Annotated in this window: 22 protein-coding genes and 1 riboswitch; of the genes, 12 read left to right on the top strand and 10 right to left on the bottom strand. The window is 52.2% G+C overall.

All coding sequences use genetic code 11. The features are described 5' to 3' along the window. Positions 1–10 precede the first annotated feature (10 nt). A complete protein-coding gene (locus tag MUN86_RS19595) occupies positions 11–547 on the top strand; it encodes a GNAT family N-acetyltransferase (protein WP_245119690.1) in 537 nt (178 codons plus the stop codon). 89 nt (positions 548–636) lie between these two features. Beyond that, positions 637–1,731: a hypothetical protein gene (locus MUN86_RS19590; protein ID WP_245119689.1), complete on the top strand. Its 1,095-nt coding sequence runs from the start codon at positions 637–639 to the stop codon at positions 1,729–1,731. An 83-nt stretch (positions 1,732–1,814) separates the two neighbouring features. On the opposite strand, the gene MUN86_RS19585 is transcribed toward MUN86_RS19590, so the two are convergent. The 3 genes from MUN86_RS19585 to MUN86_RS19575 all read right to left on the bottom strand — a co-directional run bounded on the left by MUN86_RS19585 (position 1,815) and on the right by MUN86_RS19575 (position 5,226). Continuing rightward, entirely contained in the window at positions 1,815–4,127 is a 2,313-nt protein-coding gene (locus MUN86_RS19585; protein ID WP_245119688.1) for a B12-binding domain-containing radical SAM protein, read from the bottom strand. Positions 4,128–4,301: 174 nt separating this feature from the next. Then, positions 4,302–4,874: an AraC family transcriptional regulator gene (locus MUN86_RS19580; RefSeq protein WP_245119687.1), complete on the bottom strand. Its 573-nt coding sequence runs from the start codon at positions 4,872–4,874 to the stop codon at positions 4,302–4,304. Between the two features lie 10 nt (positions 4,875–4,884). Then, positions 4,885–5,226 (bottom strand): hypothetical protein, encoded by a 342-nt coding sequence (locus MUN86_RS19575; protein WP_245119686.1) that lies wholly within the window; start codon positions 5,224–5,226, stop codon positions 4,885–4,887. Between the two features lie 142 nt (positions 5,227–5,368). Between MUN86_RS19575 and MUN86_RS19570 the strand changes: the two genes are divergently transcribed. Further along, complete coding sequence (locus tag MUN86_RS19570) at positions 5,369–5,647, top strand: hypothetical protein (RefSeq protein WP_245119685.1); 279 nt, start codon at positions 5,369–5,371, stop codon at positions 5,645–5,647. Between the two features lie 99 nt (positions 5,648–5,746). Here the strand turns inward: MUN86_RS19570 and MUN86_RS19565 are convergent, their stop codons facing one another. Both MUN86_RS19565 and MUN86_RS19560 read right to left on the bottom strand, forming a co-directional pair. After that, entirely contained in the window at positions 5,747–6,838 is a 1,092-nt protein-coding gene (locus MUN86_RS19565) for a YncE family protein (RefSeq protein WP_245119684.1), read from the bottom strand. A 52-nt stretch (positions 6,839–6,890) separates the two neighbouring features. Continuing rightward, positions 6,891–8,735: a TonB-dependent receptor gene (locus MUN86_RS19560; RefSeq protein ID WP_245119683.1), complete on the bottom strand. Its 1,845-nt coding sequence runs from the start codon at positions 8,733–8,735 to the stop codon at positions 6,891–6,893. Positions 8,736–9,020: 285 nt separating this feature from the next. Next, a riboswitch (cobalamin riboswitch) is annotated at positions 9,021–9,254 on the bottom strand. Between the two features lie 112 nt (positions 9,255–9,366). Between MUN86_RS19560 and MUN86_RS19555 the strand changes: the two genes are divergently transcribed. After that, the gene (locus tag MUN86_RS19555) at positions 9,367–10,017 is read left to right on the top strand and encodes a DNA-3-methyladenine glycosylase (protein ID WP_245119682.1); all 651 of its coding nucleotides are present in this window, start codon (positions 9,367–9,369) and stop codon (positions 10,015–10,017) included. Positions 10,018–10,167: 150 nt separating this feature from the next. Here MUN86_RS19555 and MUN86_RS19550 read toward each other — a convergent pair whose 3' ends face one another. After that, complete coding sequence (locus MUN86_RS19550) at positions 10,168–11,355, bottom strand: class I SAM-dependent methyltransferase (protein ID WP_245119681.1); 1,188 nt, start codon at positions 11,353–11,355, stop codon at positions 10,168–10,170. 206 nt (positions 11,356–11,561) lie between these two features. Next, positions 11,562–12,035 carry a hypothetical protein gene (locus MUN86_RS19545; RefSeq protein ID WP_245119680.1) on the bottom strand — a complete coding sequence of 158 codons (474 nt, stop codon included), beginning with the start codon at positions 12,033–12,035 and terminating at the stop codon, positions 11,562–11,564. 913 nt (positions 12,036–12,948) lie between these two features. Here MUN86_RS19545 and ahcY point away from each other — a divergent pair. After that, complete coding sequence (gene ahcY / locus MUN86_RS19540) at positions 12,949–14,268, top strand: adenosylhomocysteinase (RefSeq protein ID WP_245119679.1); 1,320 nt, start codon at positions 12,949–12,951, stop codon at positions 14,266–14,268. A 100-nt stretch (positions 14,269–14,368) separates the two neighbouring features. On the opposite strand, the gene MUN86_RS19535 is transcribed toward ahcY, so the two are convergent. The 3 genes from MUN86_RS19535 to MUN86_RS19525 form a co-directional block, all read right to left on the bottom strand. Then, on the bottom strand, positions 14,369–14,869 hold the full coding sequence (locus MUN86_RS19535; RefSeq protein ID WP_245119678.1) for a hypothetical protein: 501 nt from the start codon (positions 14,867–14,869) through the stop codon (positions 14,369–14,371). A gap of 32 nt (positions 14,870–14,901) precedes the next feature. Beyond that, positions 14,902–15,783, bottom strand: a complete 882-nt coding sequence (locus MUN86_RS19530; RefSeq protein WP_245119677.1) for an SDR family oxidoreductase — start codon at positions 15,781–15,783, stop codon at positions 14,902–14,904. Positions 15,784–15,852: 69 nt separating this feature from the next. Then, positions 15,853–16,563 (bottom strand): T9SS type A sorting domain-containing protein, encoded by a 711-nt coding sequence (locus tag MUN86_RS19525; protein WP_245119676.1) that lies wholly within the window; start codon positions 16,561–16,563, stop codon positions 15,853–15,855. A gap of 246 nt (positions 16,564–16,809) precedes the next feature. Between MUN86_RS19525 and MUN86_RS19520 the strand changes: the two genes are divergently transcribed. From MUN86_RS19520 to nadD, 7 genes are all read left to right on the top strand, one after another. Then, positions 16,810–17,598, top strand: coding sequence for a glycosyltransferase family 2 protein (locus MUN86_RS19520; protein ID WP_245119675.1), 789 nt, complete (start codon positions 16,810–16,812; stop codon positions 17,596–17,598). Positions 17,599–17,635: 37 nt separating this feature from the next. Further along, positions 17,636–18,673, top strand: coding sequence for a glycosyltransferase family 9 protein (locus tag MUN86_RS19515; RefSeq protein WP_245119674.1), 1,038 nt, complete (start codon positions 17,636–17,638; stop codon positions 18,671–18,673). Between the two features lie 22 nt (positions 18,674–18,695). Beyond that, positions 18,696–19,985, top strand: coding sequence for an O-antigen ligase family protein (locus tag MUN86_RS19510; RefSeq protein WP_245119673.1), 1,290 nt, complete (start codon positions 18,696–18,698; stop codon positions 19,983–19,985). Between the two features lie 71 nt (positions 19,986–20,056). After that, a complete protein-coding gene (locus tag MUN86_RS19505; protein WP_245119672.1) occupies positions 20,057–20,704 on the top strand; it encodes a sigma-70 family RNA polymerase sigma factor in 648 nt (215 codons plus the stop codon). A gap of 15 nt (positions 20,705–20,719) precedes the next feature. Further along, on the top strand, positions 20,720–21,013 hold the full coding sequence (locus MUN86_RS19500; protein ID WP_245119671.1) for a hypothetical protein: 294 nt from the start codon (positions 20,720–20,722) through the stop codon (positions 21,011–21,013). Positions 21,014–21,022: 9 nt separating this feature from the next. Further along, positions 21,023–21,607: a guanylate kinase gene (gene gmk / locus MUN86_RS19495; protein WP_245119670.1), complete on the top strand. Its 585-nt coding sequence runs from the start codon at positions 21,023–21,025 to the stop codon at positions 21,605–21,607. Further along, positions 21,604–22,209 (top strand): nicotinate (nicotinamide) nucleotide adenylyltransferase, encoded by a 606-nt coding sequence (gene nadD, locus MUN86_RS19490; protein ID WP_280640539.1) that lies wholly within the window; start codon positions 21,604–21,606, stop codon positions 22,207–22,209. Before gmk ends, nadD begins: the two co-directional genes overlap by 4 nt. Positions 22,210–22,220: the final 11 nt, after the last annotated feature.

The following is a 22,220-nucleotide window of genomic DNA, read 5'->3' as shown; positions in this document are numbered from 1 at the left end:
TTGCCTTACTATGTCGTCTCCGCTCCTCATCACTGTTGCTCGTCGTAATGCGGCCACGGCAGCTCAACTCGCCGCATTAGGCCATCAAACCTTTCACGAAACCTTTGCCCCCGATAACCGCCCGGAGGATATGGCGGCTTATTTAACTGCCAACTTCAGTGCTGAGAAGCAATTGGCGGAGCTTGAAGATGCTAATACCTTGTTCTTGTTGGCCCGAATGCAGCAAGAGTTAGTAGGATATACCAAGCTGCGCTTTAACTCTCTACTTGGACTGGAACCCGGTAAAGAGCCCGACCAACGCGTCGAAGTTGAGCGGCTATATGTGCGAGAAGATTGGATTGGCACAGGTTTGGGGGCTTCTATGATGCGTCGTGTTATTGAGGAGGCTCGGCAGAAAGCTTGCCGCTCGGTAGTACTCGGCGTATGGGAAAAGAACAGCCGTGCTATTGAGTTTTATCGGCGCTTTGGGTTTAAGGTCATTGGGCAGCACGAATTCATGCTTGGCACCGACAAACAGACCGACCTAATTATGCGCAAAGGCTTGTAGCCTACTGGCCAGCCAGGCTAGGCGTAGGGTGCAGGGTCAAGTTTCACTTCCGGCTTTACCTTTGGGTGTTGTATCATCCTGCTGCTTGCGTGAGAAATACCCGTTCTGTTTTTGTTTCGCCTTGGTGCTGCCAGCCCATATGGTGGACTTTCGTGGTTTTGCTGCTGTCGGGCTGCTCGCTTGATTCCGGTCAGAAGGCCATGGTATCATTACCTACGGGCCATTACGAAGGGCCGATCAGCTACCAGGGCACCGAATTGCTGGCCGTGCTTGATTTGCGCGAGAGTAAGCCCGGGCAGCTGGAAGCGGATCTGCATTTCCCGGAACTAGAAAGCCTCGACTTTGCGGCCGCCAACCTCAGCTACAGCGAGCCGCAGCTTCGTTTCGAAGAACCTATGCAGCCGAGCGGTATTCAGATTACGGCCATTCGTGAAGGCGATTTTCTGCGGGGCGTGTTTACGCTCGATAGCGTTAGGGCCGACTTTGTTTGGGTGCGGCGTGGGCAACCCGAGACACGCTCATATCAGGAAAAGCAGTTGCAGCCATCAACTGCCGTAGGTGCTAAGCCGCTTACCGTGCTAGTGCCCAACGACACGGCCACACAGCATACGGCTATAGCGCTTTTCACAGATTCCACGCACCACGCGGCCGCTACTGCCCGAGCAAACCAACTGACTCGGCAAGGCTTTGTAACTACGGTCGTAACGGTGCGCCCATCTGCTGAGCTTCCTGATTCTGCAACGCTTCGTACGGCCGCCGCAGTACTTGTGGCTTTACGACGTGCGCCAACCACTGATACCACCCAAATTGGACTGTGGGCCAACGGGGTAGTAGCAACCACTGTGCTGCCTGCTGCCACCCTAGTGACGCCACGAGCCGCTTTTGTGGTGCTAGAAAATGTGCCGGTTACTTCCGTCGAGCAAGCCAAACCATTGCAGGGACTTACGCGCCAGCGCGTGCCTGTATTAGGGCTGTACGCAGCTGCCGATACCTCTTTAAATGTAAAGGAAAGCACCCGCCGCTTGCGCAACGCCTTGGGCTTCCGACGCAACACCTTGATTCAAACCTTCCCGAAAGCTAATGCCAATTTCCGAATACCCGGCGGCTTAACAGAAGACGGAAAATGGAGTTGGCCGCGGCCTGCCTCAGGCTATGTAAAAGCCGTGCATGAGTGGCGTAAGTAAACCCATCATCTTCTCAGGCCACCTTCTACTACCGTCCCTTGAATGCTAAGTCATTTGAGAGATATGCAGCCCTCCATGTAGACTCAGAGAATTAGAAGCCCCTTCTCTCGCAACAACAGCCACGCCGGCGAATCGAGGAACTGTTGGAACGAGTGCCCTGTAGGGAACGTGCGAGCCGCGTCTTTCAACAGAAGCTTGGCGTCATAGTCCTGCGTTAGAGTGGTAAGCAATTCTTGCAGCCACGGGCCAAGAACCGCCGGTACGGTAACCTCGAAGTCTTCGGCTTGCTCGTAGAAGGTAAGCACCGCACGCGGGCCTTTCTTGCCAGATTCTTGCCGCAGCTCGGGGGTGTTGCCAAGCCAGAACAAGCGCTGATTCTGCTTGGCGAAATCTGGTTTGCCGGGGTCTTGGAGGGCCTGCTGAATAAGTTGACGCGGAACCGTGGTCTTCGGAACCCGAAAGTCGAACCAAAAGCTTAAAGGCTCTTGCAGTGCCACGCCATGCAAGTAATTGTAAAGCGCCTTGGCCAAACCGGGCCCGAACTGTTCGTGGTCGGTGCCGGTGGGGTCGTCGTGCCACAGGTCGTTCCAGGCAAAGGGGCCAGGCTCGGGGCCGATGGGCACTACTTGGTACTTCGCGGGATTTTTGCCTACCGGCGAGTGGGCCGTCATCGAGAAGCGGTGCCAGTAACCACTCTGCACGATGCCCGCCGCAAATAGCTGTCGTACTACTTCCAGGCTATCCACGGTTTCTTGGGCAGTTTGGGTGGGAAAGCCATACATCAGGTAGGCATGCACCATAATACCTGCCTGCGTGAAGCCATCCGTTACGCGGGCCACCTGCGCAATCGTGACGCCCTTTTCCATTAACGCTAGTAGCCTATCCGACGCTACTTCCAGCCCACCCGATACGGCAATGCAGCCCGAGGCGGCAAGCAGTCGGCACAAATCGGGAGTAAAGGTTTTCTCGAAGCGAATATTGCCCCACCACGTGATGCTAACCCGCCGCTTAAGCAACTCAATAGCTAGGTCGCGCAGCGCGAGGGGAGGGGCGGCCTCATCCACGAAGTGAAAACCCGTTTGCCCGGTCTGCGCTATGATCTGCTCGATACGGTCAACGAGTAAAGTAGCAGGCGCCGTCTCGTAGCGCGAAATATAGTCTAGGGTCACGTCGCAGAACGAGCAACGTTTCCAGTAGCAGCCGTGGGCTACCGTGAGCTTGTTCCAGCGCCCGTCGCTCCAAAGGCGGTGCATGGGGTTGAGTACCTCAATCACCGATAGATACTCGCTCAATGGCAGATCCGAGTAATCGGGCGTTCCTACTTCGGGGTGCGGAATATCGGGGTGAGGATAGTTCCTGTATTCTACCTCGCCCGCTGCATTACGCAAAAAAGTACGTTGAAACTTTACTACAGTACTCTCATGCTGAGAAGTGAAAGATAAAGTAGAGGTATCCTGCGCACTATTACCAGCAGAATACGCTTGCGCCAGTGCGTGCGAGGTTTCGGTGAAACCAGCATCAGCTAAAATGAGGCGTTGCTTCTCCTGTTCGATGTGTTCCAAGAGCCGCAGCCACGGACCTTCGCCATCGTCGAGGGTTAAGTAATCGACGTAGTCGAAGAAGCGAGGCTCTTGGATCTGGCGCAGCTCGGTGTTCGGATAACCGCCGCCCATCAGCGTTTTGGTGGCCGGACTGATTTCCTTAATGCGGCCGGCCAACCGGAGCGCCCCGTAGAGGTTGCCGGGAAAAGGAACCGTAAAGCCAACTACATCGGGCTGCACGCGCCCTATTATCTCATCCAGCAACTCCAAGAGCATTTGGTCGAGCAGGTTAGGTTGGCTTTGCAGCGCCTCGTGCATCGCATCGAAAGTGGTAGCCGACATAGCCAACTTTTCGGCGTAGCGCGAGAAGCCGAATTGTGGGCCTACAGTTTCCTTGATTAGGTCGCCGAGGTCTTCCAAGTACAGCGTAGCCAAGTGCCGGGCCTGATCGGTGAGACCCATCGTGCCGAAGGCAGCTTCCAGATCAGCCACATTATCGAAGCGGCTGGCCTCGGGCAGGAACCGGCTGTGGCAAATGCGGGGTGCGAGAGTATTATCCTTGTTCTGGAGGAAACGAACAACCGGCCCGATGGTGCTGAGGTAACTGCGCTGAAGCCGTAGCATCCGGCGGGCGTTGTCGCTCAGTTCGAAATTGCCGGCTTCAATTTCAGTGAATACCCGTCGCAGACCGTTTTCGGAGAACAGCTTTAGCACGAGTTCCAACCCCAAATCGGCCTGCGTTACGTTGGAGTAGCCGCGCCCGCCCAAGAAGCCTTTTAGGTAAGCAGTGGCCGGGTAAGGCGTGTTTAGCTGCGTGAGCGGCGGCGTAACGAGCAGGATGCGAAGAGAAGACACAGGAACACAACAACAAAGCGGACCGCAAAGATACGGCTCGGCAAAACGTTGGTGCGCATCAGTCCGTTCCCTATGTAGGGGAGAATGAAATGGGAGCGCGCAAAACCTTATAAAAAAGAGCAGCCCGGTTTCCTTAATGGAAACCGGGCTGTCTGCTAATATATCTATTAAAACTTACGCCAGTTGGTCGAGCGACATACGCTTGGGCATCAAGTCGCGGCGGAATTCGCTTACGGAACGGCCCGTAACCTGGCGGAATTGGTTGCTTAGGTGCTGGCCGCTGCTGTAGCGCATTTGGTCGGCAATTTCGCTGAGCGTCATTTCGCCGTAGCTCAACATTTCTTTTACCTGCTCGATTTTCAACCGAATCAGATATTTCTCGATGGTCAGGTTAGCCGTCCGTGAGAACACCTTGCTCAAGTGAGAGTAGGTAGCCGCAAAACGGTCAGTCAAGAAAGCCGAGGTAGTAAGGGGCATACGCGCCGTGCGCAAGTGCTCCAAGTATTCCGCCAAAGCCCCTTTGATTTGTTCGGTCATTTGTTCGGCCCGGCCCATGAGCACGTCAAAACCCGCTTCACGTAAGATAGGCGCCACAGCAGCAGGGTCGGCAGGAGTATCCTTGTCGAGCTGGGCGTGGCCTAGGGTTACCTCCGTCGGGTGGTAGCCAGCTTGTTCGAGTAGGTTGCGGACGGCTTCCACGCAGCGTGGGCAAACCATGTTCTTAATATGGAGCAGTGTTGTTTTCACGGGTTATGGATTATTTATTATGACCAGATACTGTACGCACAGGCTTACGAACAGTTGCCGAAGAAGATGCAGTTCGCGACTTACGAGCAAGCGGGACACTAGTTTTACTGAAATTGTTGCCCAACCAGCGGTTAGCAGCCCAACTTACAAAGGGCACTACCCCCAAAAATGTTATCGACAACAGCCAGAAAAATACGAAAAAAGCGCCAGTCATTCGGCTGAAGAATTCATCTTCGACACCGAACAGGAACGACACCAGCGCCACGGCCAATACTAGGCTCACGGCAGCCAGAATACCAGCCCGCCGCAGTAGGGGTCGATAGTTGAAAGAAGGGGAGGCAGAACGGCTCATAAGACAACAGCAGGGCGGCAAATATACCGTTTCTGTTACAGGTCGTATCAGCTCAGCTACCCATGCCAGTAACGATGCCTCCACTTTACCGTATCATAGGCAATACAGAATATCTTTCTGCCACCCCGCTACTCTCTTCGCCATGAAGTACTCCTCGACCCCTCGCCTACTGATTGCGGCCGCCTTATTGGCTACTGCCTCCCTTACTGCCTGCAACACGGGCAACGATACCGGAGACACCAATGTGGAGCGCGATTCTTACAAAGACAACGATTCCAACGACATGCAGGCGTCTAGCTCCGCCAGCGACTCTGCCACCGCCGGCCTGCAGCGCGACACTTCTAATACCCCAAGCAACCGCAAAGTATACGAAGACGCCGCCGACCGCAAAGACCGTAACAACGACGGCCTCGCCGATTAAATCAACCCTCATTAAACAGCAATGGCCGGCTTCCTACGAAGCCGGCCATTTTTTGTGAGCTACCCTGTCACATCAGTAGCTGTTCAGAAGCTGGTGCCCTTAGTAGAACAAGAAGCTATTCGGGCCTACACTGACATTGAAGGAATCAATACGGGCGCCGGTACTTTGATAGCGGACTACTTGACCTGCCCCGCTAAATGAGTTAGACACGCCGCCATAGATAGTGTTGTCTTGCGGGTCTATGCCTAAACCATACAAGCTGCGCTTAATAATGGGAGTAGTTGGTAGCTTGGCATCATTAATCCCTAGAGTGTATACGCCGCTTTGGAACGTGTAATAGAGCTTGTCTTTGGGACCGTTGGTGGTTAAGCGGCCGGGCTGGGACAGATTCGTTGCTAGCTCACGGGTTGTGGCCGTCAGCTGCCCTGGAGTGATGCTCGACAAGCTGCCTTTGGTGGTCTTAGTATAATCGACATTGTAGCTAGCGTCGTAGACTACCTTGCCGCCGTTCAATACCCATAGCTTGTTGTTGCGGTCCAAGACCAAGCTGTTCGGTGAATCGCCTACGGTGATGGTGCCTTCTACTACATCGGTGGTCGTATTGATAACTGTCACCGTGTTTTCGCCGCCGTTTGCTACATACAGCCGGTTGCCAACCACCAGTAACGTTTCCGGCTGTTTGCCCACGCTAATAGACTTTGTAACCGTATTGGTTTTCAAATCAACTATCGATACCTGGCCCGGTACTCCCGAATACGATACTGTCTCTGTTACATAGCCTTTGTTGGCGGAAGCAGCCGCAAAATACCGGGGTAGTTTCAAGTTGCTAATGGTAGCCAACGACCGGAATGTGCGCAGGTTCACCACTTCCAGCTTGTTGCTGTTATTAACCACAATGTAGCCTGTACTGTCTTGCGCGGCCATGCTTTGCGCCACGTCACCTAAAGGCCGGTTGTTAATTGCGGAAAACAAGCTCTTAGACACTAACGCCGTCGTCTTACTGAAGGAGCTGATTTCAGCGTTTGACTTCATGAAGTTGCCTTCATTTACCACAAATACTGTTTTGGTAGCTGCAATGGGCTGGGTTGGGTCTGGGTCGGAGTCCGGGTCGCAGGCAAATAGGCCCAAGGCAGCAGTAGTGCCTAGTAGCACCCGAATGGGCGCGCTTGAAAACGCGAAGAATGGTTTCATGAAAAAAGGAACGGTAAAACAGGAAATTCAAAGAGTAGCTTGGGCTTGGTTGTCAGCGCCAAGCAAGACGCAAACTGGCGGTAGCATACAGAGGCGGCATGGCCCGGTTCTGGTAGCTCTGGTAGTTACTATTGGTTAGGTTGTAGGCTTGCACCAAAGCCGTCAGTTTCCATCCGGGGTAAAGCAGCAGCGTGCGTCCCAGTGTCGTGTTCAGCAGGAAGTAAGAGGGTAGAAAATCTGGGCTGGAAGCATCGGTGTAGCGAAATCCGGTGAATGTGAGCGTGCTACTGGCTTCCCACCGCCGCCAGTGGTGGTCGGTGCTGAAGGCCGCCGTATGCAAGGGCACATATGGAAGCTGCCGGTTGGTAGGATCGGTATCGTACACAGTGCCGCTTACTTTTTCCGATTGCGTGAAGTTGTAGGCTACCCGCGCCACGAGCCGATAAGCGCCCGGCTTCCATGTGAGTTGGCTACTGGCTTCAAGACCCCGTGCCCGTACCTGCCGAAGATTCCGCGGCGACCATGTACCCGTAGCCAATGGCGTCCATTGCACCCAGTTGTCTACCAATTGCTGATAGGCTGTTAGCTCGGTTTGTAAACTAAAGTGAGCCGGTGTATTTGTAAGCGTATGGACGAGGCCGGTTTCGTAGCCAAGCCCAACTTCAGGTAATAAGTCGGGGTTGCCGCCGGGCCGCCAGTATCGGTCGTTGAGGGTAGGGGCACGGTAGCTGCGTGAGACATTGCCTTTAAATTGCAGAGTCTGGCTTTCTGTTTCGAAAAGCTGCCACTTCAAGCCGGCAGTAGGAGTGAGGGGTACTCGGCGGTCGGGAAGCACCGCTTGGCGCACGTTCAGCGAAAGCTGAAGCCGCGGCCACGGGTCGTAGCGCACAAGGCCATAGCCAGCGTAGCGTTGCTCGGTGAGGGGCGCCGGACCGTAGCCATCTACTTGGGCGGCAAAATGCTGCGCTTCCACCCCCACTCGCACCGACGCAGTAGAAGTGAAGTTCCACGTGTGCTCGGCTTGGGCTTGGGTGGTTCGTACTCTTGAAGCACTTAAGCCATTGGAGTCGTCGCGGTAATCTAATATGTCCTCAAACCAAGCGCCGCGCACTGCCCATTCGTGCCGGGTGCCAACTAGGCGGTAGCCAGCCGTCAGTCGGCGGCTTTGGTCTCGTTCCTGGGCATTGCTGTTCGCGGCCCCAATAGCGGGTTGTAAGTGGCGGTCGGCATCCGTGAGCCACAGAGCAGCCGTCACCTCGCCGCGTTGCCCTACGCGTAGCGTTAAATCCTGCGCTATACTGGCTTGCCAAAGACTAGCGTTTTCTTGTCGGCGCCGTACAATTCCTCCAATTTCAGGCGAGTTGTAGAAGAAGTTGTTTTGCGTTTGACGGTAGAATATACTAGTGCGCAGTGCCAGTTTCTCGTTGCTGAAGCTGCTTTCTAGGTTGCCGGCTCGCAGCCCAAAGCTACCCCCTTCCACCTGCACCGCGCCCCGCAACCCCGCGCCCCACTGCACCGGCGACGACAGCAAGATGGTGCCCCCTACAGCCCCTGAACCATACAAACTCGCCGCTGGCCCCGGCTGCACATCAACCCGCGAATTGCCACTTACAGGAAGCAGCGCAAAGTCATTTTGCCCCAGAGTGGGCAGCATGATGTTAAAGCCATTCCAAAGCACAGCTGTGTGCTGCGCGGAGGTGCCGCGCATCGTGATGGTGCTCAGTTGCCCTGGGCCGTAGTTTCTGAGGTAAAGCGGAGTGCGTGCCGACAAGGCATCAGTCAAGGTGCCGCTACGGTACGGTGCTAGAGCCGTTGAATCCAGCGTGAGGATACGGCTGCCTACTGCGAACCGGCTAAGCCGAATGCCGGGCACTCGCACGTTGGGTAGCTGTTGCACCGAGTCTAGGGGAAGAGAAGAACTGCGCTGCGCTACTGCTGTAGGCCCTGCCAACATCCCCCTAGCATACTTACCCAACTACACCATAGCGGCAGTAAACTAGAAAACCGCTCACGAAAAGTATTCATCAGAACCAAATCCCCTCATAGGAAAATTCAGTTCAAAACTTCCAGAATAGCTTTCTTGACGGGAAAGCCACACCGAAGCCGAGGCCGAAAACAGATTAAATCAACTGCCTGCAAGCAGCTACTGCATTCATTCTCCGCCCTTCCTCCGAAGGCGCTGAACATGGAAAACGCAAAGGCAGGTCTCCTGGCTAACTTCCGGCGCGCCGCCTTCCCATTTCTCCGGCCTCGTCTGATCAACTCAGGTAAGAAGCTTTCTGCGAAACAGTGGCAGCAGAGGCGCGCCAAACTCGTGAAGCGTACAGTTGCGGGGACAGCTCCGGAATGTAACCGGATTCCCTTTTCAGCCGCGCCCCGCAATTAGGGTCTGGCCACCTTTACGTCTGCAAAGATAGAGAGGAGTTTCTGGTTTGTAGTCGCTGGTTTTCAGGCTCGCTCGTATGCAGTTCTGTTAGCCCCGTTTTGCTGACCGGTAGCACGTTCAATTCCTTTTAACGTTTGCCCAGATGATTACGAATCCTACCCCCAATTCTCAAACAAACCCCATCCCCCCGCCCACGAAGATCCCACTAGATTTCTACCGTCGCTCCGACCCGGTGCTCATAGCCCGCGACCTGCTTGGCAAGCACCTCTACACCAACATCGACGGGGTATTAACGGGTGGGCGCATTGTAGAAACCGAGGCATACGCTCACATCAACGACCAAGCTTGCCACTCGCATTTGGGGCGTTACACAGCTCGCACGAAAATCATGTATGAGGCAGGTGGTGTAGCGTATGTATACCTCGTGTATGGCCGCTATGCCTTGTTTAACATTATCACCAACGAAGTTGGTAAAGCCGATGCCGTGCTGATTCGGGGATTAGAGCCATTGGAAGGCATACCTGAGATGCTACTCCGTCGGGGCACCCTCAAATATCAACGTAACCTAACCGGTGGCCCTGGCTTGCTTACCCAAGCCTTAGGTATTAGCACCCAGCACTACGGCACCGACCTTTCCGGTGATACTATTTGGCTGGAAGATCATCACGAAGTTATTGCTGATGATCAGGTTGTGGCCAGCCCCCGCGTCGGGATAGACTATGCGGGCTTTGATGCAGCGCTGCCGTGGCGATTCCGTATCAAGGCCAGCAAATGGACTAGTCCGGCCCGGTGACTCAAGAATATAAGGCCATCTATAGTACTGATAGTAACAAACCGAACAGCAACGAAAAAGGCTCGCCATTTGGCAATCCTTTTTCGTCGCTGTTCAAGCTAATATCAATCAATACAAGAACTTACTGCGCTTTGTTATCCTACCTATTGTCTACAGCTTCTCGCAAACCAGCACCATTAATTTGCCTTCTAAATTCGTGGTAGCGAATAAGTAAGTCTCACCACCCTCTCGGATTCCAGTACGATGGCGGAAATCGGCAACGGTATCTGGGAAATTGCGGGTAGTGACGTGGGCACGGGCCTCGGGACCAAGGTGTGCTTTTATGGCTGTTGCATCGTAGCGCTCTACCGCCCGAATACGGAAGATCCGGCCCGGAAACTCGGGGCGTAATGTATCGGAGGTGTAAAGGTGGCTGTGTTGGTGTAGTTTGAGAAACTCGAAGGCGGTACCAATGCTGCGGAATCCTCCCGCTTTCAGTATCGCTACGTTCGGCTCATACAGATAGTCTTGCGGCTCGGCGTAGCGGGATACTGCACGAGCTTCACGCGCCCGATTCAGCCGAAATTCCTGTTGCTCACCCGTGCGAAGCAGATTTATTGTGTACCGCTCTGGGTCTACGGCTGCTTCCGGGCCTAACTCATACAACACTTCTTTGCAGTCATTGTCGACGGCTACCACCCACAGGCGGCGTACCTGCCGTAGTTCCTGCAAAGCCTGCTCGATATCAAGCATAGGCGACGTTTTCAGCAATACGCGGCGCCCCTTGTGTAGCAGCAATGGCAGTAAGCGCAACACATCGGGCTCACAGTCCTGCAGCTTAAAAATCTTGCGGGATGCGGTATCACGCCGCGCCGGGTCCAAATAAATCCAGTCGAAAGTATCCGGCGTATTGCGCAAAAAGTTCACCGCGTCGGCAGTGTGAAACTGCACATTGGTGACGCCTAAATGCGTCAGGTTGTAGCGCACTACATCAGCTAAAGCGGCATTGCGCTCTACATAATGCACTTCGGGTATCTGCTCAGCAAAGTACGACACGTCTACGCCAAAGCCCCCTGTCAGATCTACTAAGCGCTGACCATTAACCAAAGAAGCTTTAAACGCCGCAGTACGCGCCGATGAAGCCTGCTCCACCGACAAAGTAGGCGGAAAAATGAGGTCGGGATTATCGGCCCAAGCGGGCACTTTCGAGCGCGCCTTCTGACGGGCCTGAATTTGACGAACCAGTTCCGGAACAGGCAGACTGGGATAACGGCGGGCTTGCAAAGCCAATTGGGCGGGGTCATCGTACAGGTGCTTCGCAACGTACCGACGCGCCGCCTCGGGCAACGGAAATTCCATGAACTACTCCTACGAACAAAAAAAAGCGTGGTTGACCACAGGGCCTAACCAATGCCTCAAGCAAGTGCCGGATAGCAGCACTTCTTGCAGCCAATACTGTGAAGTAAACGTTTTCAGGGCAAGTAAGAGTGCCTTAACCGATGAATTCACTTGAAAACTTTATTGCTGCAACAGTAAAGGATAGCGCTAAGAAAGCACGAACAGCACTAGCGAATCTGCCAGCGCAATGCCAATTGTGGCTGTCCGGTGGGGGCAGCTGCCACGCCAATGCCACTTGGTGCTAACCGCTGAATCAAGCTGCCAGTATTACGAGCAGCCGGCTGACCTGCGTTGTACACGCTTACAGCCCGCTCGAAATGCTCGTTGGTATGGCGCGTAATAAAAATGTTTGACAACAAACTGACTGCAGCTACGCCTATCACCACTTTCTGCCGGTTGTCGAAGTAGCGCTGTTCACCGTCGCCCTGTAGCACTTGCGCACCATAGGTAGCAACAGAACCCATAAATACTGCTCTTTCAGCTAAGAACAGCCACTTCTGCCGTCGGTATAGGTTCAGGTTTTCCAATGCTTCGTTGTTACCAGCTAGATATGGCCGCAGCCGTTGCCCAAAATATCCGGCGTTCTGGTAATCGTCGTCTGATGGAGAGTCCTTGGTGGCGAAATAAAAGTTTTTCTGCACTCCATTCAAACCCCGATTTTCATCTTCTGGGCTTAGCTTGATAGTATTGAAAACCTGTTGGGCACGAAGCGGGTTACTGAGTAGTAACGCAGCAACAAAAAATAGGACAAATACGCGTAGGTGTGCGTGATATGAATGGGAGGCGGTGTATTGCATGGTACAAATTTAATACACTGCAAGACAAGAAGCTATATGTCTTGGCAGGAAAGATTTCAGTCGTAGCCCAACAAAGCCATTCAAGTATTCGTTCTAAGCGCAAGTCCTAATTTCTTCTCACTATAGTACCAACTGCTGAAGACTTGCTGCGCTTTGTTGCGTTGGCTTTTCTGATTCGACACTCACCTGCGACCTTAGTTTTCATGAACTGAAGGATGCTAATATCACCTCGTCCATTCAGGGTCAAGTATGATTGCCCACGCTCTCATATCAGTTTAATGCAGACACATTAGTAGATAGTACCGAAGTAGGGTAGCTTGCGCATGGTGCTCTTTAGCCAAGGAGAGCATTCTATTAGGCTCTGCGTAACGGAACTGTATCAGAACACTTCTAACGCGGAAACCTGATTCAATAATGCGTTTCCGTTTCTAGAAATTCTACTAGACTGGTACTACATACTTGATACAAGTGTGCAGTAGCCTACAACTGTTACGAATGTTGATGATACTGGCTCGCTCTAGTAGAGCTAACAACAAAGCAAACGAAGCCAGCAAAATTTATGCGGGATAGCGCACAGAGTGAAATGCTTAATACTTGATCTAGCATTGCAGCCCGTAGCTGTCATCATTCATAACAACTAAATCTTATATACATTATATTGAGAAGCCTGCTTCTTCAGAGGCAGACTTTCTTGTATTTAAGTCCGAATAACATTTTAGCTATCTTTGCAGTTGACTCGCAAAAAACCTTCTATATCATGGTTGAGACCAAAACCACGGCTTACGTTCCGTACAAAGTAAAAGATATGAGCCTCGCTGAGTGGGGCCGTAAGGAAATTCGTTTGGCTGAAGCTGAAATGCCCGGCCTGATGGCATTGCGCGAGGAGTTTGGCGCATCGAAGCCGCTGAAAGGTGCACGTATCGCCGGTTGCTTGCACATGACTATTCAAACGGCTGTGCTCATCGAAACCCTGATCGTGTTGGGCGCTGACGTGACGTGGTCGTCGTGCAATATCTTCTCTACACAAGACCACGCTGCTGCTGCTATTGCTGCTGCTGGCATTCCAGTGTATGCCTGGAAAGGTATGAATGAAGAGGAGTTCAACTGGTGCATCGAACAGACGCTATTCTTCGGCGACAAGCGCGAGCCTCTGAACATGATCCTCGACGACGGTGGCGACCTCACCAACATGGTCCTCAACCAATATCCTGAGCTAGCAGCCGGCATCAAAGGTGTTTCCGAAGAAACTACCACCGGTGTACTGCGCTTGTTCGAGCGGGTGAAGAACGGCTCTTTGCTGTTCCCTGCCTTCAACGTAAACGACTCGGTTACCAAGTCGAAGTTCGACAACAAGTACGGCTGCAAAGAATCAGCTGTTGACGCTATCCGTCGGGCTACCGATGTGATGATGGCTGGTAAAGTAGCGGTAGTAGCTGGCTACGGCGACGTAGGAAAAGGTACGGCCGCTAGCTTAGCTGGTGCCGGCGCTCGTGTTATTGTAACCGAGATTGACCCGATCTGCGCCCTGCAAGCTGCTATGGATGGTTACGCTGTGAAGAAGTTGACCAACGCAGTGAAGGAAGCTGATATCGTAGTAACCGCTACCGGTAACTGCGACATCCTAACCGGTGAGCACTTCCGCGCTCTGAAAGACAAGGCTATCGTCTGCAACATTGGCCACTTCGACGATGAAATCGACATGGCGTGGTTGAACAAGAACTATGGCCACACCAAAGACACTATCAAGCCACAGGTTGACTTGTATAACATCGATGGCAAAGAGCTGATCATTCTAGCTGAAGGCCGCCTTGTGAACTTGGGCTGCGCCACGGGTCACCCTTCTTTCGTAATGTCGAACTCCTTTACCAACCAAACGTTGGCTCAGTTGGAACTGTGGCAGAACGCCGATAAGTACGAGAAGCAAGTATATACCTTGCCTAAGCACCTCGACGAGAAAGTTGCCCGCCTTCACCTCGCCAAGATTGGTGTTGAGTTGGACGAGTTGACGCCTAAGCAAGCCGATTATATCAAAGTATCGGTGGAAGGTCCATTCAAGTCTGACCTGTACCGTTACTAATCGGTACTAGTATCCAAGAATATAAAACCCCGCTCGGCACTGCGCCGGGCGGGGTTTTATATTGCTTGTGAGTTGCAGCATGCAAACCGATGTTCGCAGTTCACTCCGATAGAAGACCAGTTGATGCTGTACTTGTTACATATACCGGCGTGCCAAGCAAAAGCCATTCATGTTTAAGCCTTAGCTCATAATGTAGCTGCATATTGTGCTGAGTGAGGGTGCCTATTAGTGGTTGCCAATGATGTCCAAGCGTCAACCCTGATACGGTGGCAAATAAGCCGCGTGGTCGAATTACGTCGTCTTGCTTATAGTACTCAGCCAAAACATTAAGCGTGTTGCTGCCACCAAGAGCAACCTGCTGGTGGGAATTTCCATTGCCTAGCGGAATATCTTTCTCTTTGCCGGCAAGTAAGTTCTTTGGAGGAAGCTTAGCAGACCCTTCGCCTGATCTGCCACAACCGATAGTCAGGAGACCAAATATGAAAAACAATGACGCTCCTAAGCCTACATACTGCTTTAAGAGCTTCGCAGCTCGAAAGAAGATATATAGGAAGCCCAAAAGCAATGCAGCATTCAGCAGAGACCACAGGATGTTCAGCATACGGCACGAATACGACGTTTGTACGGAATACCTTAATCCTGAAAGAAATTGTGCTGCACAAGCCGCTCCGTTTCGTGCCACAGAGCCAATGCGTTTTCTGGTGTGTTGAAGGAGTGCTTTACGGCCTTGGCCTGTTTCTTCTCGAAATAACCGCCACTCACTTCGGCACCCAAAGGCTCGGAAGCTAAAAAGATGCTAGTTGCAGCGCCTTGCTCCACTGTTAGCATAAATGGGCGAAATGCTTTGGTAAGAACAGACAGCCAACCGCTGGAACTGTCGCCGAAGTTGCTGGCTACAGCTCCGGGGTGAACTGCATTCACCGTTACATGTTGGATGTTCCGTGCCCGTAACTGCCGCGCCAGCTCCTGCGTGAACATAATATTGTAGAGCTTGGTATTGCCATATACGCGCATAGGGCTGTAGTTGCGCTCCGATTGAAAATCAGCTAAGTCAGGCTTCGCGAAGTGGTAGGCTTCTGAGGCCAGATTCACGATACGGCCATCAGAGCTCTTCCTAAGTTCATCTAGCAATAGACTTGTAAGAAGAAAAGGACCAAGGTGATTAGTCGCAACACCCATTTCGTAGTCATCGGCCGATACTTTGCGAGGATGACCAAACAACAGTCCCGCATTGTTGACAAGCACATCGAGGCGGGGGTAAATTCGTTTGAACGTCTCGGCGGCTTTTCGTACTTGTCCCAAATCCGATAGGTCGCAAAGCAATACTCCTACCAAATCGTGGCTGGCAGCAGCTACAATTTTACGGCGCGTAGCCTCGGCTTTCTCAGCGTTGCGCGCTAGCAATACTACATGAGCCCCTTGCTTGGCCAGTTCACGAGCTGTTACTTCTCCGATTCCAGATGTGGCCCCCGTAACAAGGACAATTCTGTCTTTTAGGTTAGGCATACGATGCATTAAGAAGATGTAGCGGAAGTATACGTAGGCTAACGGTCGAGGCCACTTCTTGCCTTACTTTCTTTGTTATTAATGCTTAACGTTCAATTTGCAATTGTTGGGTGGCACTTGGCTGGTAGCTGTTTCTCTCACTCGCACCATGTAGCGGCCCGCGGGCAAGTACTGTACTTGTGCTGTGGTAGCACCCGCCGAAACAGGAGCAGTTTGTATAAGTTTTCCTTCCATATCGAAAATAGTCGCCTCGCATAGCTCGTTACTTGCTACCCCAACATTCAATACATCCGACGCAGGATTAGGGTACATGCTGTGAATGAAAGGCTCTGAGTTCTGTGCAGTGGTTGCAACGGAATCGGTTAGCAGAGAAGCGTATTGATAAGGTGTTCGAGGTACCATACGGTAGATGGGTAAACTATCGAGCATTGCAGTATAAAACTTGCGCAGCCTTTTCGGGTCGAATCGAAGTCGCAGAATACCTGTAGTCGAATCATGGTACTGCACTAAGTCTGGAAACTGACCCGCTCGAGCAGCTTGCTCCATAAGGTGAAGTTGGCGGTAAGCATCAGCCAAACCTTGCACTTGGTTGCGTTTAATGCGCGCAGCATGAACCCAATAGCATGTGTCGCTGATAGGGCAGGTGAAATAGTAGAGGCCCTGATGACGTGTAACCCAGACCCGTTGTAGAGTATCGCCGCTAACGGCATCAGTCAGGAAATTAATACCACTCGACAACTGATGGTGAATGCGCAAGTCTAGCGTGTCCTGCATGGAGACTAGCCGCATTTCTCTCCCAAGTACTTTTGTTAGGTCGAGTGAGTGCTGTACCGGATACCGGTTAAAGTAAAAACTCGGCGGCCACTCAACAGGACCATCACAGCCAGCAATTAAAAGCAGCCAACACACCCAAGTGCCTAAGTGGCCGAAGCGAAACAAATTGAAAGTTGGCATAGCACGTGGTATAACCTGTATTTGATACCACTCACAGCAGGAAGTAACCTAGGCCACAGAAAACCCGGATATTTGTAGGCCATGCCAAGCGTTCCTCTTTCCGTCGTCGTTATTACTTATAATGAAGAGCACAATATTGCGCGGTGCTTAGAAGCCCTACACGACATAGCTGAGGACGTAGTAGTAGTCGATTCGTTTTCCACTGACCGCACGGTTGACATTTGCCATCAGCACGGCGTACGCGTAATTCAGCACGCATTTGAAGGATATGTAGCACAAAAGAATTTTGCTACTGCCCAGGCCCAACACGATATGGTGCTTCAGCTTGATGCGGATGAAGTGCTTACAGAAGAATTGCGCCAAAGTATCCGGAAGGTGAAGCAAAATTGGCAACATGCCGGCTATTCCCTGACGCGACTCACCAACTATTGTGGCACCTGGGTACGCCACGGTGGTTGGTATCCTGACCGAAAGCTGCGCCTCTACGACCGGCGGCTAGGGGAGTGGCAAGGCTTGTTGCTGCACGAGCGGTTTCAGATAGCAGCCGGACAAGCTGCGGGTACCCTGTCTGGTGATTTACTTCATTACTCATACAACTCCGTAGAGCAGCACGTCAGCCAACTCAATCGGTTTACTAGCATTGCGGCTGACGAACTGTGGTTGGCTAATAAACGCCACGTTACGCTATTCCACCTTTTGCTCAAGCCGTGGTGGCGGTTCGTGCATGGCTACTTCTTTCGCCGTGGCTTTTTAGATGGTTTTGCAGGGCTTAGTATCGCCGTTATTTCTGCCCTAGGTGTGTTTTTAAAATTCGCAAAGCTCAAATTTGGGCGAGACGCAAAGATGGTAGGAGGGAAGAATGGGCAATAGAGCTATATGATACTAGTTACCTCCCTAATTATTTAAGATGACATTTCTGGTAAGCCGTACGGATGCTATTGGCGATGTGGTGCTCACGCTACCAGTATGTGGGCGGCTAAAACAGCTGTTCCCTGGTTGCCGCGTTGTGCTGATAGGCCGCACCTACACGCAAGCCGTGGCCGAAGCATGTCCGTGGGTGGATGGTTTCTTGAACTTCGACCACTTAATTACTTTGCCTAAAGCCGAGCAAATTCAATTGTTGCAAACGCAGCAGGCAGAGGTTATTCTACACATCTTTCCCAACAAGCTATTAGCTCAGTTGGCCCGCCAAGCTGGTATTGCTGTTCGCATTGGCACCCGTAACCGGTTGTTTCATTGGCTTACCTGCAACCGTCTGGTCGCACTAAGTCGGCGTCGTTCGTCGTTGCACGAGGCACAGCTAAACTTGCAGCTACTAGCCCCGCTCCATGCAGATACTCTATTGCCGTTGCCTGAGGTAGCGAACTTGGTTCGACTGCAGCCATCGGAGCCGCTTGCTCTGCAGTGGCGCCAGATGCTGAGTGAACGAACCGAAACCCAGCTCAACGTTGTGCTGCACCCACGTAGCCGCGGTAGTGCCCGCGAGTGGGGGCTAGCTCACTTCGGTACGCTGGCCCGGCTTTTGCACGCGGCTGGGCACCGTGTATTCGTGACGGGAACTGCTGCTGAAGGAGAAGAACTACAAGAGTGGCTAACAGAACACCGATCCTACCTAACTGCTGACCTGACGGGCTGCCTAACATTGCCTCAACTTCTGGCTTTCTTGCACCAAGCCGATGGCATAGTGGCTGGCAGCACAGGGCCGCTGCATTTAGCCGCTGCTTTAGGGCGTCATGCATTAGGTTTCTATCCCCCTATCCGGCCGATGCATCCGGGGCGCTGGGCCCCGTTGGGGCCACACGCCGAATACCTCGTCTTCGACCGCCCCGACTGTCAAGACTGCCGCCATCAGCCAGCAGCATGTACTTGTATCAAAGCGCTGACCCCTGTACAGGCTCTACACCACATTCTAGCCTGGAAACCAATGCCTAACTTGCCAAGCTAAGGTATGGCCCCTGTTATTTTTTATGACTGAAGTACTTGTTGCAACCCCTTCTCTACGACAGCTCTACCAAACCGGGCGCGTGTCACAGTACTTGTTGCTGCTGGCCTGCGTAGCTGCAGTTGTTGGGCTTTTTGCTTCTAGAGCCTTGGTGGCCTTAAGCCCCATTGTGGGTGTAGTGGCTGCCTGTGCACAACCACAACTGCGCGCCAATCTACGACAGTGGCTGCGGCTGCGGACTGTAGTTAGCATTGGCTTGCTTTACCTGTTCTTAGTACTAAGCGGGCTTTATACCACCGAGCTTGGCATTTGGCGACACGAAGTATTCCGAAAATTACCTTTCGTAGTAGTGCCACTGGCCTTTGCCGTGGCAGTGCCTCTTAGTTCGCGTCAGAAATTTGGTGTTGGGCTGCTGTATGTCGGGTTAGCTACGCTACTGTCTATAACCACTTTGAGAGGGTATCTGGTCGATCCTGAGGAAGCCAACCGCATAATAAATATGGGCCACAACATTCCTGCTACGACGGGGATATTCCATATTCACTTCAGTATTATGCTGGCTCTGGCTTTTTTCTTTGCCTTGCTTATGCGGTCTAGTCCAGTGGCTATACCAGCTGCTCGCTGGGGGTTGCTCGGTTGTGCTATTGTGATATTTGTTGTCATGCACGTGCTGGCCTACCGTACAGGTTTATTGGTGCTCTACACCATGCTTCTGTTTGATGCAGTCAGTCTAGTGGTCTTGCAACGACGCTTCTTGTTAGGCTTATTCACACTGGTAATTCTGGTAGGCTTCCCGCTGCTGGCATACCACTCTTTGGATTCGGTAAAAGAGCGGGTAGACACCACCTTCTATGATATCGAGCACTATCAAACTGAACAGGATATCAGCGATTTCTCTGCCTCTAAGCGTCTTGCTGCTTGGCAAACCGCTCTGCTAGTAGCGCGTGAGCATCCGATCCTAGGCGTAGGCATGGCCGACGTCGATAAGGCCATGCTGTATCAGTATGCCTACTATAATTTTGGCATGAAGCCCAAAAACTGGGCTATGACTCATAACCAGTACCTAGAGTACGCTGTTGGAGGCGGAGTGGTGGGGTTGTTATTATGGTTGCTCGTACTGTTTGCACCTTATTTGCAACCTCCATTGCGTAGAAATCCGTACGTCATACATTTCCTGCTCATGATGAGCGTGGCCAACTTGGTTGATTCGTTGCTACAAATGCAAATTGGTTTCAATATGTTCGTGTTTCTCTACGGTTTTCTAGTGGTAAGCGCTGAACGGGAGGCCCGCCACACCGCTGTTTTGGCTGCTTGAACAGGATGGTATAATCAGTACATTTGTTTACAAGGCGGTTTTTATATTCTGCCTCTATCTGCCGAGCCTCTATGAGCGACTCTCCCGACCGGGTTCCGAAGTTAAGTAAAGAAGAAAAAGACCGACGATTTCAGGCGGAGCTAATGCCTGTAATCGACTCTCTGTACAATTTTGCCTTCCGCTTAACGCTCGATGAAGACGATGCCAATGACCTCGTTCAAGAGACCTATTTGAAGGCCTATCGGTTCTTCGAGTATTTCGAACAGGGAACCAACGCGAAAGCGTGGCTGTTTCGCATCCTGAAAAACTCGTTCATCAACGACTTTCGAAAAAAGAGTAAACAACCCGCCAAGGTCGACTATAGCGAAATTGAAGGGTATTACAATTCGGAAGACGTCGAGTCCGACAGTGACGTGGGTGGTACCTCGTCTGATATGCGGCAGCAAGCCGTGCGCGACCTCATCGGCGACGAAGTGGCCAGCGCACTCAACTCACTGCCCGTGGATTTTCGCACCGTCATCATTCTCTGCGACCTAGAAGGGTTCACGTACGAGGAAATGGCTAAAGTGCTGGATATCCCTATCGGAACAGTCCGTTCGCGTCTCCACCGGGCCCGAAATTTCTTGAAGGACAAGTTGGAAAAATATGCGCAGTCAATGGGCTACGGCAGCGGGGCCGAAGACCAGGAAATCGACGAAGACGATAACGCAACAGACTAAAAGCGAAAGGAAATCATGGAAAGCAACTCTACTACTCAAACCAAATCTCCCACGCAGCACGCCGTAACGCCAGCTGCCGACTGTGAACGTGTGAATATGATACTCGACCAGCTTGTAGTAGGCCACGAGCCTACCGTGGAAGACGAAGAATACATCGTAAACCATGCCGATGATTGTTCGCCTTGCTTTGACGACATCAGTAAGCAGCAAGCGTTTATCGGCTTTCTGTCTACTCATGTGAACCGTAAAGGGGCCCCAAATTCCTTGTCACAAACTATTTTGTCGCGCTTACAAGTGGAAATGGTCTAATTTTGCCCGATGCAGGGCAAAATCATAGCATTTTCGGCTCCTTCAGGAGCTGGTAAGACCACTATAGTTCATCGGCTGTTGGATCGGATTCCAGAGCTAAGCTTCTCAATTTCTGCTTGTACCCGCGACCGTCGGGGTCGGGCCGAGGCGAACGGCAAGGATTATTACTTCATTTCCGTCCAGGAATTCCAGGAGAAAATCCGGGAAAATGCCTTCGTGGAATGGGAAGAGGTATACGAAGGTGCTTTTTATGGCACTCTCAAATCTGAGATCGAACGCATCTGGCAGAGCGGCAGGCATGCCGTACTTGACGTAGACGTAAAGGGCGGGCTAAGCATTAAAGAGTTTTACAAAGACAGAGCACTGGCAATTTTTGTCAAACCGCCTTCTTTGGAAGTTCTAGAAGGAAGGCTACGCCACCGGGCCACCGATTCTGCAGCCAGCATTTCCGCTCGTCTCTACAAAGCCAACTTTGAACTCACATTCGAAGATCGGTTCGACGTCACGGTAGTCAATGATAATCTTGACGAGGCTACAGCAACTGCTGAAAGCCTGGTGCGCGACTTCATTGCATCTGAGCCTGAGAATCTGTGAGTAGAGCAGTTACTACTAGTCCAGCGCGTATCGGGCTGCTGTTCGGTTCTTTTAACCCTATCCATACCGGGCACCTGATTCTAGCTAATTATATGGCCACGCACACTGACTTGTCAGAGGTGTGGTTGATAGTATCGCCTCAGAGCCCCTATAAAGTAAACCAAGACCTACTGCCCGAGACTATCCGCTTCTCTCTCGTAGAGACGGCTATTGGAGGCAACAGCCGGCTGCGCGCCGTAGACTTGGAGTTCGAGCTGCCCAAACCTAGCTTCACCATTACTACGCTCGATGAGCTTGGTCGGCTTCATCCAGAACTTGAGTTCGTGCTCTTAATGGGTGGGGATAATCTACTCGGACTGGCCGGCTGGAAAGATTCCGAGCGTATTCAGCGCGATTTTGACATCTACGTCTATCCGCGTCCAGGATACTCACTGCCAACACAAGAAAACACGAGCAAACGCCTACGTGTTGTAAGTGCACCGTTACTCGATATATCCGCTACTTTTATTCGGCAGTGTATTACAGCTGGAAAATCTATCCGGTATTTAGTGCCTGAAGCGGTAGAACAGCAAATTGCTGCTGGCGGTTATTGGCAAAAGTAACGTCCTTGAAA

The sequence above is a fragment of the Hymenobacter volaticus genome (assembly GCF_022921055.1).
GTDB classification, from domain to species: domain Bacteria; phylum Bacteroidota; class Bacteroidia; order Cytophagales; family Hymenobacteraceae; genus Hymenobacter; species Hymenobacter volaticus.
Note: the sequence above shows the minus strand (reverse complement) of the source record. Positions and strands in the feature narration are given on the sequence as shown.

Coding starts and splice junctions, on each gene's coding strand:
- MUN86_RS19595 (WP_245119690.1), top strand. CDS start 11: ATGTCGTCTCCGCTCCTCATCACTGTTGCTCGTCGTAATGCGGCCACG.
- MUN86_RS19575 (WP_245119686.1), bottom strand. CDS start 5,226: ATGAGCCGTTCTGCCTCCCCTTCTTTCAACTATCGACCCCTACTGCGG.
- MUN86_RS19570 (WP_245119685.1), top strand. CDS start 5,369: ATGAAGTACTCCTCGACCCCTCGCCTACTGATTGCGGCCGCCTTATTG.
- MUN86_RS19565 (WP_245119684.1), bottom strand. CDS start 6,838: ATGAAACCATTCTTCGCGTTTTCAAGCGCGCCCATTCGGGTGCTACTA.
- MUN86_RS19555 (WP_245119682.1), top strand. CDS start 9,367: ATGATTACGAATCCTACCCCCAATTCTCAAACAAACCCCATCCCCCCG.
- MUN86_RS19550 (WP_245119681.1), bottom strand. CDS start 11,355: ATGGAATTTCCGTTGCCCGAGGCGGCGCGTCGGTACGTTGCGAAGCAC.
- ahcY (WP_245119679.1), top strand. CDS start 12,949: ATGGTTGAGACCAAAACCACGGCTTACGTTCCGTACAAAGTAAAAGAT.
- MUN86_RS19535 (WP_245119678.1), bottom strand. CDS start 14,869: ATGCTGAACATCCTGTGGTCTCTGCTGAATGCTGCATTGCTTTTGGGC.
- MUN86_RS19530 (WP_245119677.1), bottom strand. CDS start 15,783: ATGCATCGTATGCCTAACCTAAAAGACAGAATTGTCCTTGTTACGGGG.
- MUN86_RS19525 (WP_245119676.1), bottom strand. CDS start 16,563: ATGCGGCTAGTCTCCATGCAGGACACGCTAGACTTGCGCATTCACCAT.
- MUN86_RS19520 (WP_245119675.1), top strand. CDS start 16,810: ATGCCAAGCGTTCCTCTTTCCGTCGTCGTTATTACTTATAATGAAGAG.
- MUN86_RS19515 (WP_245119674.1), top strand. CDS start 17,636: ATGACATTTCTGGTAAGCCGTACGGATGCTATTGGCGATGTGGTGCTC.
- MUN86_RS19510 (WP_245119673.1), top strand. CDS start 18,696: ATGACTGAAGTACTTGTTGCAACCCCTTCTCTACGACAGCTCTACCAA.
- MUN86_RS19505 (WP_245119672.1), top strand. CDS start 20,057: ATGAGCGACTCTCCCGACCGGGTTCCGAAGTTAAGTAAAGAAGAAAAA.
- MUN86_RS19500 (WP_245119671.1), top strand. CDS start 20,720: ATGGAAAGCAACTCTACTACTCAAACCAAATCTCCCACGCAGCACGCC.
- gmk (WP_245119670.1), top strand. CDS start 21,023: ATGCAGGGCAAAATCATAGCATTTTCGGCTCCTTCAGGAGCTGGTAAG.